The organism is Lysinibacillus sp. GW823-FHT06C08, assembly GCF_058795135.1.
In genome coordinates this window covers 30,261-45,626 of sequence record NZ_JBXAHN010000010.1, presented here as the reverse complement: position 1 = coordinate 45,626, position 15,366 = coordinate 30,261, and the positions used below count along the sequence as shown (strand labels likewise).

15 protein-coding genes are annotated in these 15,366 nt (G+C 37.3%); 7 read left to right on the top strand and 8 right to left on the bottom strand.

The window, feature by feature from the left end; genetic code table 11:
- The first annotated feature begins 169 nt into the window (after window positions 1-169).
- Together motA and motB are read left to right on the top strand one after the other, a co-directional pair.
- Window positions 170-973, top strand: coding sequence for a flagellar motor stator protein MotA (motA, locus tag AC1Q6O_RS19600; protein WP_008173543.1), 804 nt, complete (start codon window positions 170-172; stop codon window positions 971-973).
- Complete coding sequence (motB, locus tag AC1Q6O_RS19595) at window positions 957-1,721, top strand: flagellar motor protein MotB (RefSeq protein ID WP_008173542.1); 765 nt, start codon at window positions 957-959, stop codon at window positions 1,719-1,721. The genes motA and motB overlap by 17 nt, the downstream gene beginning before the upstream one ends.
- Before the next feature lie 56 nt (window positions 1,722-1,777).
- On the opposite strand, the gene AC1Q6O_RS19590 is transcribed toward motB, so the two are convergent.
- The gene (locus AC1Q6O_RS19590; protein WP_008173540.1) at window positions 1,778-1,999 is read right to left on the bottom strand and encodes a DUF1128 domain-containing protein; all 222 of its coding nucleotides are present in this window, start codon (window positions 1,997-1,999) and stop codon (window positions 1,778-1,780) included.
- 178 nt (window positions 2,000-2,177) lie between these two features.
- Here AC1Q6O_RS19590 and AC1Q6O_RS19585 point away from each other — a divergent pair, with 178 nt between their 5' ends.
- Both AC1Q6O_RS19585 and AC1Q6O_RS19580 read left to right on the top strand, forming a co-directional pair.
- Window positions 2,178-2,504: a hypothetical protein gene (locus tag AC1Q6O_RS19585; protein ID WP_089986819.1), complete on the top strand. Its 327-nt coding sequence runs from the start codon at window positions 2,178-2,180 to the stop codon at window positions 2,502-2,504.
- Window positions 2,505-2,526: 22 nt separating this feature from the next.
- Complete coding sequence (locus AC1Q6O_RS19580; protein WP_090002971.1) at window positions 2,527-3,444, top strand: YihY/virulence factor BrkB family protein; 918 nt, start codon at window positions 2,527-2,529, stop codon at window positions 3,442-3,444.
- Between the two features lie 60 nt (window positions 3,445-3,504).
- Here the strand turns inward: AC1Q6O_RS19580 and AC1Q6O_RS19575 are convergent, their stop codons facing one another.
- Together AC1Q6O_RS19575 and AC1Q6O_RS19570 are read right to left on the bottom strand one after the other, a co-directional pair.
- Window positions 3,505-5,409 carry a heavy metal translocating P-type ATPase gene (locus AC1Q6O_RS19575; RefSeq protein ID WP_427071314.1) on the bottom strand — a complete coding sequence of 635 codons (1,905 nt, stop codon included), beginning with the start codon at window positions 5,407-5,409 and terminating at the stop codon, window positions 3,505-3,507.
- Window positions 5,410-5,670: 261 nt separating this feature from the next.
- Window positions 5,671-7,206 carry a fumarate hydratase gene (locus AC1Q6O_RS19570; protein ID WP_043989602.1) on the bottom strand — a complete coding sequence of 512 codons (1,536 nt, stop codon included), beginning with the start codon at window positions 7,204-7,206 and terminating at the stop codon, window positions 5,671-5,673.
- Between the two features lie 190 nt (window positions 7,207-7,396).
- Between AC1Q6O_RS19570 and AC1Q6O_RS19565 the strand changes: the two genes are divergently transcribed.
- Entirely contained in the window at window positions 7,397-8,197 is an 801-nt protein-coding gene (locus AC1Q6O_RS19565; protein WP_008173530.1) for a YwqG family protein, read from the top strand.
- A gap of 43 nt (window positions 8,198-8,240) precedes the next feature.
- On the opposite strand, the gene AC1Q6O_RS19560 is transcribed toward AC1Q6O_RS19565, so the two are convergent.
- The gene (locus AC1Q6O_RS19560; RefSeq protein ID WP_008173529.1) at window positions 8,241-8,426 is read right to left on the bottom strand and encodes an SE1561 family protein; all 186 of its coding nucleotides are present in this window, start codon (window positions 8,424-8,426) and stop codon (window positions 8,241-8,243) included.
- A 362-nt stretch (window positions 8,427-8,788) separates the two neighbouring features.
- Between AC1Q6O_RS19560 and AC1Q6O_RS19555 the strand changes: the two genes are divergently transcribed.
- On the top strand, window positions 8,789-9,973 hold the full coding sequence (locus AC1Q6O_RS19555) for an MFS transporter (RefSeq protein WP_043989601.1): 1,185 nt from the start codon (window positions 8,789-8,791) through the stop codon (window positions 9,971-9,973).
- Between the two features lie 236 nt (window positions 9,974-10,209).
- Window positions 10,210-10,845 carry a hypothetical protein gene (locus AC1Q6O_RS19550; protein ID WP_089986822.1) on the top strand — a complete coding sequence of 212 codons (636 nt, stop codon included), beginning with the start codon at window positions 10,210-10,212 and terminating at the stop codon, window positions 10,843-10,845.
- Between the two features lie 542 nt (window positions 10,846-11,387).
- Here AC1Q6O_RS19550 and AC1Q6O_RS19545 read toward each other — a convergent pair.
- The 4 genes from AC1Q6O_RS19545 to AC1Q6O_RS19530 form a co-directional block, all read right to left on the bottom strand.
- A complete protein-coding gene (locus tag AC1Q6O_RS19545; protein ID WP_089986823.1) occupies window positions 11,388-12,050 on the bottom strand; it encodes a peroxiredoxin-like family protein in 663 nt (220 codons plus the stop codon).
- A gap of 135 nt (window positions 12,051-12,185) precedes the next feature.
- Complete coding sequence (locus AC1Q6O_RS19540; RefSeq protein ID WP_089986824.1) at window positions 12,186-12,869, bottom strand: Crp/Fnr family transcriptional regulator; 684 nt, start codon at window positions 12,867-12,869, stop codon at window positions 12,186-12,188.
- A gap of 231 nt (window positions 12,870-13,100) precedes the next feature.
- The gene (gene rlmD, locus AC1Q6O_RS19535; protein ID WP_486347505.1) at window positions 13,101-14,489 is read right to left on the bottom strand and encodes a 23S rRNA (uracil(1939)-C(5))-methyltransferase RlmD; all 1,389 of its coding nucleotides are present in this window, start codon (window positions 14,487-14,489) and stop codon (window positions 13,101-13,103) included.
- A gap of 37 nt (window positions 14,490-14,526) precedes the next feature.
- On the bottom strand, window positions 14,527-15,351 hold the full coding sequence (locus AC1Q6O_RS19530; RefSeq protein ID WP_008173518.1) for a polysaccharide deacetylase family protein: 825 nt from the start codon (window positions 15,349-15,351) through the stop codon (window positions 14,527-14,529).
- Between the last annotated feature and the right edge of the window lie 15 nt (window positions 15,352-15,366).

Below are 15,366 nucleotides of genomic sequence, written 5' to 3'. Positions count from 1 at the left end.
AGTTTAGTGTAATATTCTTAATTCAATATAATCAAAAATGGTCGAAATGTGAATAAAAAGCATTAATTACATCGAAAAATATTTAAAATACATTTATACTAGCATTATATATTTAAAATATGGAAAAATAGACGAAATTAAGAGTAATAGTAGATTTGGAGGTTCTAGAATGGATAAGTCATCGGTCATAGGGTTAATAATTGCGTTTATAGCGCTATTAACAGGGATGGTAATGAAGGGTGTAAGTTTAACAGCTTTTTATAACCCAGCAGCTATCCTAATTATCATCTTTGGTACTATTTCCGCAGTAACAATTGCCTTTCCAATGCAAGAGTTAAAGCGCGTACCAAAGCTATTTAAGATTCTTTTTAAAGAAACTAAATTAGCAAATGATATTGAAATTATTAAGATGTTTTCGCAATGGGCTGACTTAGCTCGTCGTGAAGGGCTATTAGCTCTTGAAAGTAAAGCATCAGAAATTGAAGATCCGTTTTTGAAAAATGGTCTTACATTAGCGATTGATGGACAAAATGCAGACTACATCCGTGATGTATTAACAGAGGAAGTAGAAGCTATGGAAGAACGTCATGCTAGTGGTTCTGCCATTTTTACACAAGCAGGTACATATGCACCAACTCTTGGGGTTCTTGGTGCAGTAGTAGGTTTAATCGCCGCATTGGCTGATATGAATGATATCGAAAAGCTTGGACACGCTATTTCAGCAGCTTTCATGGCTACATTACTCGGTATCTTTACTGGTTATGTTTTATGGCACCCATTTGCGAATAAATTAAAACGTAAATCTGCTTTAGAAGTGAAACAAAAGAGAATGATGATTGAGGGTATCCTTTCAGTATTAGAAGGGGAGGCTCCACGTGTAATTGAACAAAAACTATCATCATACTTAACGATGGAAGAACGTCGTCAAATTTCTGTTGAAAGCGGGGCGGGTGGCCTTGGCAAAGAAAGCTAAGAAAAAAAAGCATGATGAGCATATAGATGAGTCTTGGCTAGTACCATATGCCGATATCTTAACATTGCTCTTAGCTGTGTTTATTATACTATTTGCTTCAAGTTCAGTAGACCAAGAAAAGCTAGAAAGAATGTCAGCCGTTTTTAGTCAGGTTTTTGATGGCGGAACAAGCTTTTTAGAGCAGCCTTCACCAGTGCCTAGTCCAAATGCGGATAGCGATCAAACACCACAACAAAATTCAGCCTACTTAAAGGATCAACAGGAGTTGGCTGAAATTAAAGATAGTGTCGATAATTTTATCGCTGTCAATGAAATGGAAGGTCAATTCGCTACAGAAATGACAGATGAAGGCTTACTTGTGACAATTCGTGATAGTATTTTATTTGATCCTGGTCAAGCAACGATTAAACCAGAGTATATTCCTATTGCGAAGGAGCTTGCGGGTGTATTAGTATCCAATCCTCCACGTAATATTGTTATTACTGGTCATACGGATAATGTTCCAGCGGGCCCTAACTTCTCTTCAAATTTAGAGCTATCATTAATGCGTGCCTCTAATTTTTATATGGTTTTATTAGACAGTAATTCTCAATTAAAATCTGAGAACTTTAGTGCAAAAGGCTACGGTGAAAACCGAGCGATTGCACCTAATGATACAGCAGAAGGCCGTGCGAAGAACCGCCGTGTCGAAGTACTTATTCAGCCGCTAGTGACTGAGGATGGCTCGGAAGCGAAGAATACACAATAAATTAAAAAGCTATTAGCACGGACTGTTTGTCTCATGCTCATAGCTTTTTTGTTTGCTTATTTACGTAAAGAACCCAATTCAGCCACAATCGCTTGCATTTCGCTTGGGCTAAAGGAATCTCTTTTCATAACCATTTCATATAAATACGTTAAGTCTTCATAGTTTGCTTCATTGAAATGTTCCGATTTCATTGCATCGACATTTACCATACGAAGCTTATCCTTCATTTGATCAATCATATAAATAACGTTTTCCTTTGACGGGACTGATAAATCCATTTTTTACCCTACCTTTCGTACTCTTCGCAATAATCATTTCATTGAATAAAAAAAATGTCAACTCCGTATTTGAGCATTGCTTTAAAAATAGACTGTTATTGGGTAGAATAAGGGCAGTACACTAGTTTATTTATGAAATATTAGGGAATATGCAATTACACAAGCAGGGGGTTTTAATATGGGACAAAGTAAATTATTAGTATCAATCGTAGCAGGAGCAGCAATTGGTGCAGCATTAAGTATGCTCGATCGCAGTACTCGCGAAAAAACAATCGACACAACTAAAAAAATGAAAGAAGCTGTCACGTACTATGCAACAAATCGTGAAGAATTACAGGTTCTAGTGGAGGAGAAAGTACTGGCTGCGAAGGTGCTTTGTGAAAGTGTGTCAGACAATGTCAACACTATTGCAGAGAAGGTAGAGGAATTTAAAGAATTGCCAACTACGATTCAAAGTATGATTGATGACACAAAGTCAGCTTTTACTTTACCTCATAAAGAATAATTGTAGTTTTAGGAGGAGTTGTATGGAAAAGAAAAAGGCAACAATGCAAAATGCCTTTGGATACGTCAAATCATTCGTGTCTCCTGAGGGAGAAGCGATTGATGTCATGACATCCAAGGGCTTTGTCCAAGATTTGATAGGTCGGTTAAAGCGAGTAGAAATTTCAGCGCTTTCCGCACAGCTCGCTTATTTCTTTTTACTATCATTCTTCCCATTACTTATCTTCCTTGTGACATTACTACCATATCTTAATTTGGAAACAACGCAGGTTTATTCATTTTTAGTAAATGTATTGCCAGATGAAGTTTATAAGCTTATTGAAAATACGTTGAAAGAAATTTTAACAAACCGTAATAGTAGTTTATTGTCCATCGGGGTACTAGGTACGATATGGTCGGCATCTAAAGGTATTAACGCGCTAATTCGAGCTTTGAATAAAGCATACGATACAGAAGGAAGAGCGGGTATATTAGATAGAGGGCTATCTCTTGTTTTTACAGTGGCTCTTGTTATTGTCATTGCAGTCGCTCTTCTATTGCCAGTATTTGGCCAGCAAATAGGTCATTTCCTATTTTCAATCGTCGGCATAGAGGAACAATTTGAATCGGTCTGGCATAATTTAAGATGGTCAATACCACCGATACTTATTTTTATTGTTTTAATGGGTATTTACTGGTTCGTGCCTAATACAAGCCCAAGGTTGAAAATATTGGGTGTTTGGCCAGGGGCGATGTTTGCTACACTTGGCTGGTTAGTGGTCACATATGCTTTCTCTTTCTATATTAATAACTTTGCGAATTATTCTGCTACATATGGTAGTATTGGTGGCGTTATTATTTTAATGCTCTGGTTATATTTTACGGGAATTATTTTAATCTTTGGTGGAGTATTAAATGCTACAATGCAGAAAAGGGCGTTACAAAAGCAAATTAATAGATAAGGAAATGACCAGATAAAAAAAATGGCCTCGCTTCTCGTAGGAGAGAAGTGAGGTTATTTTTTAAACATTTTTATTCAGCATGCGTAAGCCATTCAAAATAACGAGAATGGTACTACCCTCATGCCCGATTACACCTAAAGGTAAATCGACTACTTGTAAAAAGTTAGAGGCAATTAAGAAAATAATTACCCCAATGGAAAAGATAATATTTTGTTTGACAATTCGTTGCATTTTACGAGACAGACGAACAGCATAAGCGATTTTAGATAGGTCGTTTTTCATTAATACAACATCAGCTGTTTCTAACGCAACGTCTGTACCTTCACCCATCGCAATACCAGTAGTTGCGGTAGCCAATGCAGGGGCGTCATTGATGCCATCACCAACCATTCCTACAAATTGATGTTGGGACAGCAAACGTTTCATTTCTGTTACCTTCGTTTCAGGTAGACACTCCGCTACATACTCTGTAACACCAGCTTCTTTTGCAATTACTTTCGCTGTTTTTTCGTTATCGCCAGTAAGCATGACTACTTGAATACCAAGCTCTTTTAATAATGACACAGCTTTTTTCGCTTCGTTACGGACGGTATCCTTTAAAGCTGTTAATGCGACAATGCCATTCTGGTCACGGATGAAAATAACCGTTTTACCTTGTGCAGCAAGTTTTCCCGCAGCGCCATTTGCAAAATCATTGGCATGTTGAGCATTCACAAATTCCGGTTTACCAACTTGATATTCCTTGTTGTGAACGATCCCTTTCATACCCCATCCTGGGATATCCTCAATTGTTGCTTGTGGTAAGGCAGTAACTCCTTCCGCTTTTGCATAGGAAGTAATGGCTTGAGCAAGAGGGTGGTTGGACTGTGTTTCAATCCCTGCAAGAATAGCTAAAGCCATCTGAGGTTCGAATCCATCGCGGACAATAAAATCTGTCACGACTGGTTTACCTTGTGTTAATGTTCCTGTCTTATCGACTGCTAATGCCCCTAAAACACTGAGATGCTCTAAATGTAAGCCACCCTTAAATAGCACACCATTTTTGGCGCCATTTGAAATAGCTGCAAGTGTCGCAGGCATGATGGCTGCGACAAGTGCGCATGGAGATGCAACAACCAATAAAACCATGGCACGATAAAAAGTTGTTGTCCAATCCCAACCTAGTACGAAATGGGGAAGGAACATCATGATAGCTACACCAAGTAAAACGAATTTCACATAAGTTCCCTCAAATTTTTCGATGAATTGTTGAGACGGAGATTTTTCACTTTGAGCACTTTGGACAAGCTGGATAATTTTTTGAAAAAGTGTTTCTGAATTGGCTTTCGTCATTTCCATCGTAATCGCACCATTTAAGTTTACTGTTCCTGCAAAGATTTCATCACCCTCGCTTTTTAAAACGGGTAATGGTTCACCACTTATAGCTGACTCATCAATGGAAGACTGTCCTTTAAAAATAATACCGTCGGCTGGAATACGTTCCCCAGGTTTGATCAATAAATGGTCACCAATTTGTAAGGTAGAAACGGATACTTTCATTGGCTCAAAGTTGCCTCGAACTAACCAGGCTTCTTCTGGCTGAAGATTCATTAATGCAGATATTTCACGATGACTTTTATTCATAGCATAAGTTTCAAGTGCACCACTTACTGCAAAGATGAAAATAAGAATAGCACCTTCTGTCCAATAACCTATGGCTGCGGAACCAATAGCTGCTAATACCATTAGTAGTTCAACATTCAATTTCTTATCTTCTATTGTTTCTTCAATACCTTCTTTTGCTTTGGCAAATCCACCTACACAAAAGGCAATGACATAAAGAAGAACAGAAGCGGTTGTTTGTCCGCTTGTATCTAAACGCCATGCAAGTAAGATGAATATACCAGCGATTAACGCAGCGATTAATTCTGCATGCTCCTTTATTTTCTCAATTAAACTTATATTTTCTCGATTAGAGTATTCCATTCTTATCCCTCCTGATAATGAAAATCAATATCAAAACCTTTAATTATAAACACTTAAATGTGATGTGTAATTGAAAGTGGATTTCAATTACCATATCTTTTGTTTAGAATTATTATAACAAAGGAACTTATAAAAATAAAGAGGAGAGTTGAAAAAGTGGGATTTTTTATTAACAGAAAAAAGGCACAGTCTATTCACTAGGAATATTCTGTGCCTTATAAAAGTGTGCAGTCAGAAGGGCTACTGCTTACTTATATTGAATTAGAAAACTCTTTCTGCGTGCAATGCAAGTTTTTCTAAAGATGATTTATCGACATCTGCGTGTAAGGAGTTGCCGTGTGAATCCATTGTGACAACTGCTGTGAATTTTTCAACATTTAAGTGCCACATAGCTTCTGGAATACCGAATTCCATTAAATCAACACCATCTACACCTTTAATGCAGTCTGCGTAATATTGGGCTGCTCCACCGATAGCATTTAGGTAAACACCACCGTGTTCATTAAGAGCTTTTAATGTTTTTGGTCCCATACCACCTTTACCGATGACAGCACGAATACCGAATTTCTTCATGATATCACCTTGATATGGCTCCTCACGAATAGAAGTAGTTGGACCAGCTGCTTTTACTGTCCAATTGCCTTCCTCATCTTTTGCCATAACTGGACCACAGTGATAAATAACTTGTCCATTTAGATCCACTGGTGCATCATGGCTCATTAAATGATGGTGGATAGCGTCACGACCAGTATACATACGTCCTGTAATAGAAACTACATCTCCAACTTTTAGTGAACGAATTTGTTCTTCTGTAATTGGTGCAGTAAGCTCTACTACATTTGTTGTGTTGTCTTCTGTTGTAGCAGCCACTTCATCCTTGAACGTAATTTTTTCACCTTCTTGGTAGTGCCATTTAATGATTTCACCAGTTTGAGGATCGATGTCAACAGCCATACGACGGTAAGCCCAGCAGTTATATGCTACAGATACATAGAAGGAAGCTGGAATACGGTGCATAACCCCAATTTTACAGCCTAGTAATGTTGCTTCACCACCGAAGCCCATTGTACCGATACCAAATGTATTAGAAGTTTTCACCACATACTCTTCTAATTTGGCAAGATCAGGATTCGGATTTGTATCTTCGACATGACGGAATAATTGTTCCTTTGCTAAATCGTAGCCAGAAGAACGATCTCCACCAATACCAACACCGATGAAACCAGCTGAACAGCCCTGACCTTGTGCTTGGTATACAGAGTGTAAAATACACTTACGGATACCATCTAAGTCACGACCTGCACGACCAAGACCATCTATTTCACATGGAAGACTGTATTGAATGTTTTTGTTCTCACAGCCGCCACCTTTTAGAATTAATTTAATCGTAATGTAATCATTTTCCCATTGTTCAAACTTCATAACTGGTAAACCATCGCCAAGGTTATTACCGCTATTGGCACCAGTTAATGAATCCACTGCATTTGGACGTAGTTTTGCATCAGCTGTCGTATCAATGATTGCTTTTTTAATCGCAGCTTTAATTTCTAGTTGGTTTACGCCCACAGGTGTATAAATTTTGAAAGTTGGAAGACCAGTATCTTGACAAATAGGTGATACATTATCTTCTGCCATAATAATATTATTTGAGATTGTGTCTAAGCTCATTGCCGCACGTGTTCCAGCATTCTCCGCTTCTTTTGCTTTTTTAATCGCACGACGTACATCTTTAGGTAAATTCGTGGATGTTTCAGTAATTAAATCATAAAGACTTTTCTCCAAAGTTTGTTGATTCATTCGTGTATTGCCCCCCATAGAAAATTTGATTATTTCCACGTAACATTATACTCTTTTCAACTAATGAAAAAAAGAGTCCTTACCTATGAGGGATAAATTTACGCATAGTTTAATAGTATTTTAATAGAGAGTTGATTTTATAGAACGTTTGTTCTAAACTAATAATAACCCACAATTAGGAGGAATTTGTATGTCTGCTAAAACTTTACTTGAATTACCGGAAGAATTTGAACAATATAGACCGCTAATAGAGGAAACAATGAAGCCTGTTGTCCTTATTGATGCGGATGCTGGAAAAACAACCTTGTTTCAGAGTAAGTTTGCGGGGGACCCTTATTTCCCACTAGCAATGGAATATCCTAAAAATGCAAGTGGACAACCACTAAAGCTTTTAGCCCAAGTTAATTTTGCAGAATTGCCTAAGCATTTGCCGAATTTCCCAGAAGAGGGGATAGTGCAGTTTTATATTGATGGCTATGACGATGTATTAGGAATGGACTTTGATAATGGCAAAAATCAAGAAGGTTTTCGTGTCATTTTTCATGATACCGTTATACATGATGAAGCGCAGCTTATTCAAGATTTTTCATTCGTAGAAAAGGAAGATGAGGAAATGTATTTTCCAGTAGAGCGTGAAATGACATTATCTTTTAAAACAGGTTTTGAACCCTTATCGATTGATGATTACAGAGCTAATGACATTTACAGTCATATCTTAACGACAATTGAAGATAACGAAACATTAGAAGATGCCTTTTATGATGCTTTAACTGGGGATGGACTTAAAATCGGTGGTTATCCTTTCTTTACACAAGAAGATCCACGTGCATACGGTGATTATACAGACTCTACAATTTTGCTATTGCAAATAGATAGTGTGGGGGATGATATACTATGGGGCGATTGTGGAGTTGGCAATTTCTTCATTACTGAGGAAGAATTAAAAAATAAAGACTTTAGCAATGTTCTTTACAATTGGGACTGTCATTAAAAAAACAAGCGAGCATACACAGTGCTCGCTTGTTTTGTAATTTTTATTGTTCACGAGCATTAAATTGCTCCATTTTGTCTTCTAGGTCATCCATCATTTGAATTAAACGATCAATATCATCTAATTCAGCTGTTTCAGGATCTAGGGCATCTAATACTTCTAAAAACATTTCAAGACGCTCTCTTAAATAGGTTACTTGCTGTTTTTTATCAGTGATTGGCTTGGACATTCGTACACCTCATTTCATCCCTTTCATCGTAGCTGATTTAGGCTGAAATTTCAATGTTTAGGTAGACACCTAGGACTAAGCGATTAATTTTAAAAATAAGTAGACGGAATATTTACAATATTGAATTTGTATGTTAAAGTTGTTTTAAGATAAAGTAAAGGAGCTGATCGAAAACATCTTTACAACTCTAACTCGAAAAGGAGGGAGTTTAAACAAGTACTCGGTAATAATCAAAAGCCGAATTTCGTGTTTATACAATTAAATGACTATAAGTATTCGTTAAGCCTTAGCGTAAAATCACATGTGGTGAGCGCTAAGGCTTTTTGGTATGCTGTTCTTTGGGAGATTGATTGGAGGAAAAGATGACATACTTCTCAGATTACAGCAAAAAAAGATTTACCATATTAGTAATAATTGTATCCATATCAGGCTTTTCGCAAGGGATGTTATTACCGCTCATTTCTATAATTTTTGAACGTGATGGCGTTTCCTCAGCATTAAATGGCTTGAATGCAACGGGCTTATACATAGGGACATTATTAATTTCACCATTTATAGAGCAACCATTACGAAAATGGGGCTATAAACCGATCATTTTGATTGGGGGCGCACTTGTTTTTATCTCCTTATTGGCATTTCCTTTATGGAAAAGCGTCACATTTTGGTTTGTGCTTCGTTTACTGATTGGTGTGGGGGACCATGCCTTGCACTATGCCACTCAAACATGGATTACTAGTACTGCTGATCATAAAAGCTTGGGAAAAGGGATGGCTATCTATGGCTTGTCTTTTAGTATAGGTTTTGCCGTTGGGCCACTGATGGTAAAGTTGATTGAAATAGGTGAAGCTTTACCATTTATTGTTTCGTCAATCATGTGTTTGATGGCGTGGTCTTTTGTATTCTTCTTACAAAATGAAAAACCTGAGCGTTTAACAGGGGACTTACATGCAAGAGGGTGGAAGCGTTACAAAATGGCTATTTTATTTGGTTGGATTGCCTTTTTAGGACCTTTTGTATACGGATTCCTCGAGTCTTCATTAAATGCATTATTCCCCGTATATGCACTACGTAAAGGGTTTGAGGTGGGCATGATTCCAATTATTTTATCAGTCTTTACATTTGGTGGTATTTTAACTCAAGTACCATTAGGTGCACTGGGAGATAAAGTGGGAAGAAAGAATATTTTGATGGTAGGGTCATTTGGTGGCGCTATTATTTTCGCAATTGCCAGCTTTTTAGAGCATTCACAAATGGCTGTCGCTATAGCGTTTTTCTTAACGGGCACACTAGTTGGCTCGATGTTCTCTTTAGGGATTACATTTATGGCAGATTTAACGCCAAAGGAGCTACTGCCTACTGGGAATTTACTCTGTGGAATTGCCCTAAGTATAGGTAGTTTAACCGGACCGTTCTTAGGTGGAGTTTATTTAGAATATGTAAAAAACTATAGCTTCCTTTTACTTGTAGCAATGCTATTGCTAGTTGTGGCTTTCATATTACTCCTATTTGGACGTCTTAAGAACAAACAGGCATCGATGGCAAAATAAAAAGAGCGGGGCTCATCTCCCGCTCAAAAACAAAAAAACGCCCAGCAAATCCGTGCTGTTATGGCGTTTTTTGCGTAACAAGGATGTTCCGTCCAAGTTACATAGGTTTGGCACCTAAAAAAGAATTATACAGACAAATTCTTATGAAATCAATAAAAATAAAAAGGGATATTTTGGACATTGCTGCTATTTTTAAATATAATGGAAGAACACTTGCTTAAGAAGGAGGTTTTATCATGACCGAAATGAAAAAACTATCTATTCATCGCGCTTTAACAGAATTAAAAATGCTACAGCAACGGATTGAAGGGGCAACAAATGAGGTTAGCTCTGTAGTAGCCAATCGTAAAAGTAATCAGAAAATAAATGGAATAGAAATAGTTGAGTATGAGAAACAAATGCAAGCATCCTACGATAAAGTAATGGGCTTAATTAGCTATAGACATAAAATAAAAGCTTTAGTTGTACAATCGAATGCCCGTACAATGGTAATCGTTGGAAAGGAAGAAATGACTGTCGCGGAGGCCATTGAGCGGAAACAATCTATTCAATATGAAAAGAATTTGCTAGAAGTCATGCAACATCAATATCGTTCTGCTATTCAAACAGTCGCCAAAGAAAATGATGCCTTACCAGCTAAACTGGAAACCTATTTAATTAATATATTAGGCAATAAAGATAAACAATCTCCGGAAGAAGTAAAATTACATACGGACACATTTATGAAAAGAAATGAATTTGAAATCATTGATCCACTAAATGTCAAACAACAAATAGAGACATTAAGTAGTCGGATCGAGGAGTTCGAATCAGAGGTCGATGCAGTCTTATCTGAATCGAATGCCACAACATTTATTGAAGTCCAAGCTTAAGGGATATGCATGGCCTTGCGAAAACGGAAAACGAAGAGTCGCTCGCGCTTCAAGGCATGTGTGTGAGTTTAAACATCAAACATGCCTTACACAAATAAAACTTACAATGAAAATAACCTAAAAGCTTAAAGGTTAAAGGTAAAAGTATAAAATTTACGCTTCAAAAATCTTTCTATAAAAGTTGAAAATTGAACCTTTAAAAATCTTTTAAATCCTGGGGTAATGGTTGAGGTATCGACTTTTCAGGACCGTCCGTCATCCACCAGGCAGCTCGTGCTGTGCATCATAAAGAAAGGACGTCTCCATTTATTTTGAGACGTCCTTTTTATGATTATTTATTTTTCAATACCAGCTTTGCAACACATTCTACCAGTTATGATTAAATGTCCGATAAATAGCAAAGTAACCATTAGTAACGATTATTATATTGTTTAAATTGGCGGCTATCAATCGACTCTGTTCCAACTCCTCATTAACCTAAACGAATGTGGTAACTGAGAGACTGTTTTTTTATTTCATCATATTTTTATAATTCTAGGATGCTAATAAAGTGACTGAAGAAAATGCATCACCTTACTAGGTTCCATACGTTTTTTATAGTCTGCCTCCACGCTAGCTAAACGGATAATTCCTGCTTTATCGATTACATAAGTAGCTGGTACTGGAAGTTCCCAAGAATGGTCACCATTAAATGTTTCGAGTGATATATCAAGCGATCTGTAGATAGGATACACATACTCAGGCAATTTAAATTTCAGATTATATTTTTCAGCAGTTTTATTTTGTAAGTCGCTTAAAACATGGAAATTTAATTCATTTTTATCTTGTACAGATGCAGAATAGTTTGGAGTTTGCGGGCTAACTGCAATTAATTGGCCACCAATTGCGTTAATGTCATCATTCATTCGCTGGTATGCTTTCAACTCAAGGTTACAGAATGGACACCATGTACCTCGGTAAAATATAAGAACAACGGGACCTTTCAAAATTTCCTCAGACAAAGTTATCTTTTGTCCTGTAGAATTCACTAAAGTGAAGTCAGGCGCTTTGACTCCAGCTATTAAACCCCTACCCGAATCAGATGTACGTAAATCATGAATGGATTTTTCGAATATATCCAGCACTTCCTTTGGGAGCACCTTTTCCATATGTGTAGCTGCTATATCTAATTCATTTTGCAATTTTTGAAATGGTGTGTTTTTCATTATGTCATCTCCGTATCGTATTATATTTTGTATGTAGTTATACGATACATCTTTATCTAGAAGAAAGATGTAATGTTGTTTACAACTCAATTTGAAAATCTCTATGCTACTTGATACTATCCAGCATTTTTTAGCCTATGAAATGTTCCTCTCCAAAAGCTTTTCTCGATGAATATAGATTGTTTTAAATCCTGTCTTAATGACTTCTTCTTTAACAAGTTCTTGTAAAACCACAGTTACAGCTTCTCTGGTTGCACCAACTAAATTGGCGATTTCTTGATGTGAAAGAGGAAAATCTATTTTGTAATACTCATTATCACCCGTAAGTCCAAACTGATCAGATAGCTTAATAAGCGCATATAAAACTTTGTCATGTAGTTTCCCAAGAGCTAGATTTTGCGTTAATTGACTCATACCGATAATTCGATTACTTAGTACTTTTAATAATGTCATCATAAATTGAGGCCGCTGAATTAAAAAATTTTCAAATCTTTCCTTATTCATCAAACAAATGTGGCTTTCCTCTATCGTTTCAATATAATTCTCTCGAGTACCAAATGAAATAATATCCATTTCCCCAAATACATTACCTTCGTTAAGTATATCCGAAGTAAACTGCTTACCTTGTGCATTTACTTTATACAGGCGCAACTTCCCCCTTTTAACAAAGTATAGCCCCTCCGAAAAAGTTTCTGGTGTTTGAATAAAAGTGTTTTTCGGAAAGGTCGTTATTAAAGTTAATTGTTCCATCTCTATTAAATCTTCCATCGAGAGCGAATTAAGCAGATTAAATTGTGATAAGTATTGAATGTTATCCATTTTTCCTCCTTATAATTGCATGAGCCCCCAAGACTATAACACAATGTAAACATATTGAAATCAATCAATAATTGGTGACAGTCACTCAACGTTTTTCATTTTGTTTTTCAAATGTTGAGCTATTCTTATTAGAGAAGAAAACTGTAGCAATAGGTATCAAAAAAGAAAAAAGCGCAGTCTACAAAATGCAGACTACGCCTAATCAAGTCGCCAAAATTTACAAAGGAAATATCATTTTTGATGTTCTGCTTTAAGAACCATGGAGCAAACACATTCTACCTGTGCCGTTTGTGAGAACATATCAACAGGTTGAATGTACTCGACATGATAAAGCTTCGATAGTTGCTGTAAATCCTTCGCTAATGTAGATGGATTACAAGAAGTATAAACAAAACGCTTTGGTTTAAGCTTAAGCACGGTTTGGATAAACTCGGGTGCTAGACCTGTACGTGGTGGATCTACTGTAATAACATCTGGTGTAAAGCCTTCTTTGCGCCATTTTGCTAAGACACTTTCAGCAGTACCAACAGCATATTTGGTATGCTTGAAGCCATGGTTGCGCGCATTTTTACGGGCATCTTGAATGCTTTCGGGAATGACATCCATCCCTCGAACTTCTTGCGCTTGATCTGCTAGCCAAAGTCCCACAGTCCCAACTCCACAATATGCATCCACTATTGATTCTTTACCAGTTAATGCAGCTGCTTTTTTAATTTCATTATAGAGATGAACTGTTTGTGTAGGGTTAAGCTGGAAGAAAGCACGAGCCGATAAGTCAAAGGCCAATTCGCCAAGCTCTTCATGTATCGTTTCTTTACCGTCAAGAACTATTGTCTCATCACCAAAAATTAAAGAGGTTTTCTCACGATTAATATTTTGTGCAATGGAGACAATGCTCGGATCGATTTTTTTAATCCGTGTAATCAGTTCAGCTAAATGAGGAATTTCTTTACGGGTAGTTACAAGTACAACTTGTGTTTCGCCTGTACGAATCCCTGTACGTACTACGATTGTACGCACTAAGCCATCAAGTGTTCGTCCATCATAAATAGTGATATTTAATTTTTGTAAAATCTTACGTGTTGCAACGGTAACTTTAGAAGTGACAGGGTGCTGCACAAGGCAATCGTTAATATTTAGAAGCTTATTACTGCCCTCAACAAATAAGCCTGCATATACTCGCTTGCCTTCCTTACGCACTTGGAATTGACTTTTATTACGATAATGCCAAGGATTATCCATTCCAAGTGTTTTTCGTACTTCCACCGTTTCAGCTAGAGGTTTCGCATAACGCTCTAAAGCTTGGATGACAATATCACGTTTTTCCGATAGCTGTTTTTCGTATGTCATATGTTGAAGCTGACAGCCACCACATTCATTGTAGACTGGACAAGGTGCTTCCTGACGGTGCTTAGAGACTTTACGAATGGATAAAATCTCAGCTTCAGCAAAATTATGTTGTGTCTTCGTAACCTGAGCTGTAATTTCTTCGCCAGGAATAGCTCCTTTGACAAATACTACATTTCTTTTATAAAAACCTACACCTTCTCCATTGATGCCAAGCCTTTTTATTATTAGTGGGAATTGTTGTCCCACGGTCATTGTTGTTTGCTGCGTCAAACGTTCCACGTCCCTGCTTTATAATGTCATCTCCCCATTATAACGAAGGAGCAGACGATTGCAAAGCAACAGGAAAATCTTCATATTCTAATACTAAATCATCAAGTGATAAGAAGGTATAGCCTTGCTTTTTGGCCTCTGCAATAAACATTGGCAAAGCTTCGGCATTATCTTGTGCAACAGTATGCATTAAAATAACGGCACCTGGATGCAATTGCTCCATGAGCGCATTATAGGCATAATCTGCACCACGTCGTTCATCTTTCATCCAATCCTTAAAGGCAACAGACCAAAAAATATGACGATATCCTTCCGCATTTCCTACTTCTAGCAGTTTGGCATTAAAGGTTCCTTCTGGTGGGCGAGCATAGGTTGTGCGGTCTATGCCAGTCAATTCACGTAATTTCCCATCAAACTTTCGCCATTCTGCACGCATGCCCTCTGGTGAAAGTCGAGCCATATTAGGATGACCATACGAGTGGTTGCCAATAGTATGACCATCCTTCACCATCCGTTTTACTAGGTCACTGGCACTGTCTAAATAATGCCCAGTTAAAAAGAAAGTGGCAGGTACATCTTCTTTTTCCAATGTATCCAAAATACTTTCGGTAAAGCCGTTTTCATAGCCATTATCAAATGTTAGGTAAGCAATTTTTTTATCTGCCTTGCCTTTATAAATAGCCCCGTATTTATCAAGTAATTGATCAAGCTGTGCACCAGCTTCTGCCTGTTCACCATTTTTTGCACGTTTAAAGCCCCAATGATGTTCATCAGAACCTGCAGCAAAATATGGATTAATGCTAATACCTGCGGCAATAATAAATGTAGCGATTACCGCACCTACAATATGTTGTTTCCACATAAAAAACGCATCCTT

What these genes read in the sequence shown, in the direction of transcription:
- AC1Q6O_RS19565 (WP_008173530.1), top strand. Translation starts at nt 7,397, where the DNA reads ATGTCTGCTAAAACTTTACTTGAATTACCGGAAGAATTTGAACAATAT.
- AC1Q6O_RS19575 (WP_427071314.1), bottom strand. Translation starts at nt 5,409, where the DNA reads ATGGAATACTCTAATCGAGAAAATATAAGTTTAATTGAGAAAATAAAG.
- AC1Q6O_RS19590 (WP_008173540.1), bottom strand. Translation starts at nt 1,999, where the DNA reads ATGGATTTATCAGTCCCGTCAAAGGAAAACGTTATTTATATGATTGAT.
- AC1Q6O_RS19580 (WP_090002971.1), top strand. Translation starts at nt 2,527, where the DNA reads ATGGAAAAGAAAAAGGCAACAATGCAAAATGCCTTTGGATACGTCAAA.
- AC1Q6O_RS19530 (WP_008173518.1), bottom strand. Translation starts at nt 15,351, where the DNA reads ATGTGGAAACAACATATTGTAGGTGCGGTAATCGCTACATTTATTATT.
- AC1Q6O_RS19570 (WP_043989602.1), bottom strand. Translation starts at nt 7,206, where the DNA reads ATGAATCAACAAACTTTGGAGAAAAGTCTTTATGATTTAATTACTGAA.
- AC1Q6O_RS19555 (WP_043989601.1), top strand. Translation starts at nt 8,789, where the DNA reads ATGACATACTTCTCAGATTACAGCAAAAAAAGATTTACCATATTAGTA.
- AC1Q6O_RS19585 (WP_089986819.1), top strand. Translation starts at nt 2,178, where the DNA reads ATGGGACAAAGTAAATTATTAGTATCAATCGTAGCAGGAGCAGCAATT.
- AC1Q6O_RS19550 (WP_089986822.1), top strand. Translation starts at nt 10,210, where the DNA reads ATGACCGAAATGAAAAAACTATCTATTCATCGCGCTTTAACAGAATTA.
- motA (WP_008173543.1), top strand. Translation starts at nt 170, where the DNA reads ATGGATAAGTCATCGGTCATAGGGTTAATAATTGCGTTTATAGCGCTA.
- AC1Q6O_RS19560 (WP_008173529.1), bottom strand. Translation starts at nt 8,426, where the DNA reads ATGTCCAAGCCAATCACTGATAAAAAACAGCAAGTAACCTATTTAAGA.
- AC1Q6O_RS19545 (WP_089986823.1), bottom strand. Translation starts at nt 12,050, where the DNA reads ATGAAAAACACACCATTTCAAAAATTGCAAAATGAATTAGATATAGCA.
- AC1Q6O_RS19540 (WP_089986824.1), bottom strand. Translation starts at nt 12,869, where the DNA reads ATGGATAACATTCAATACTTATCACAATTTAATCTGCTTAATTCGCTC.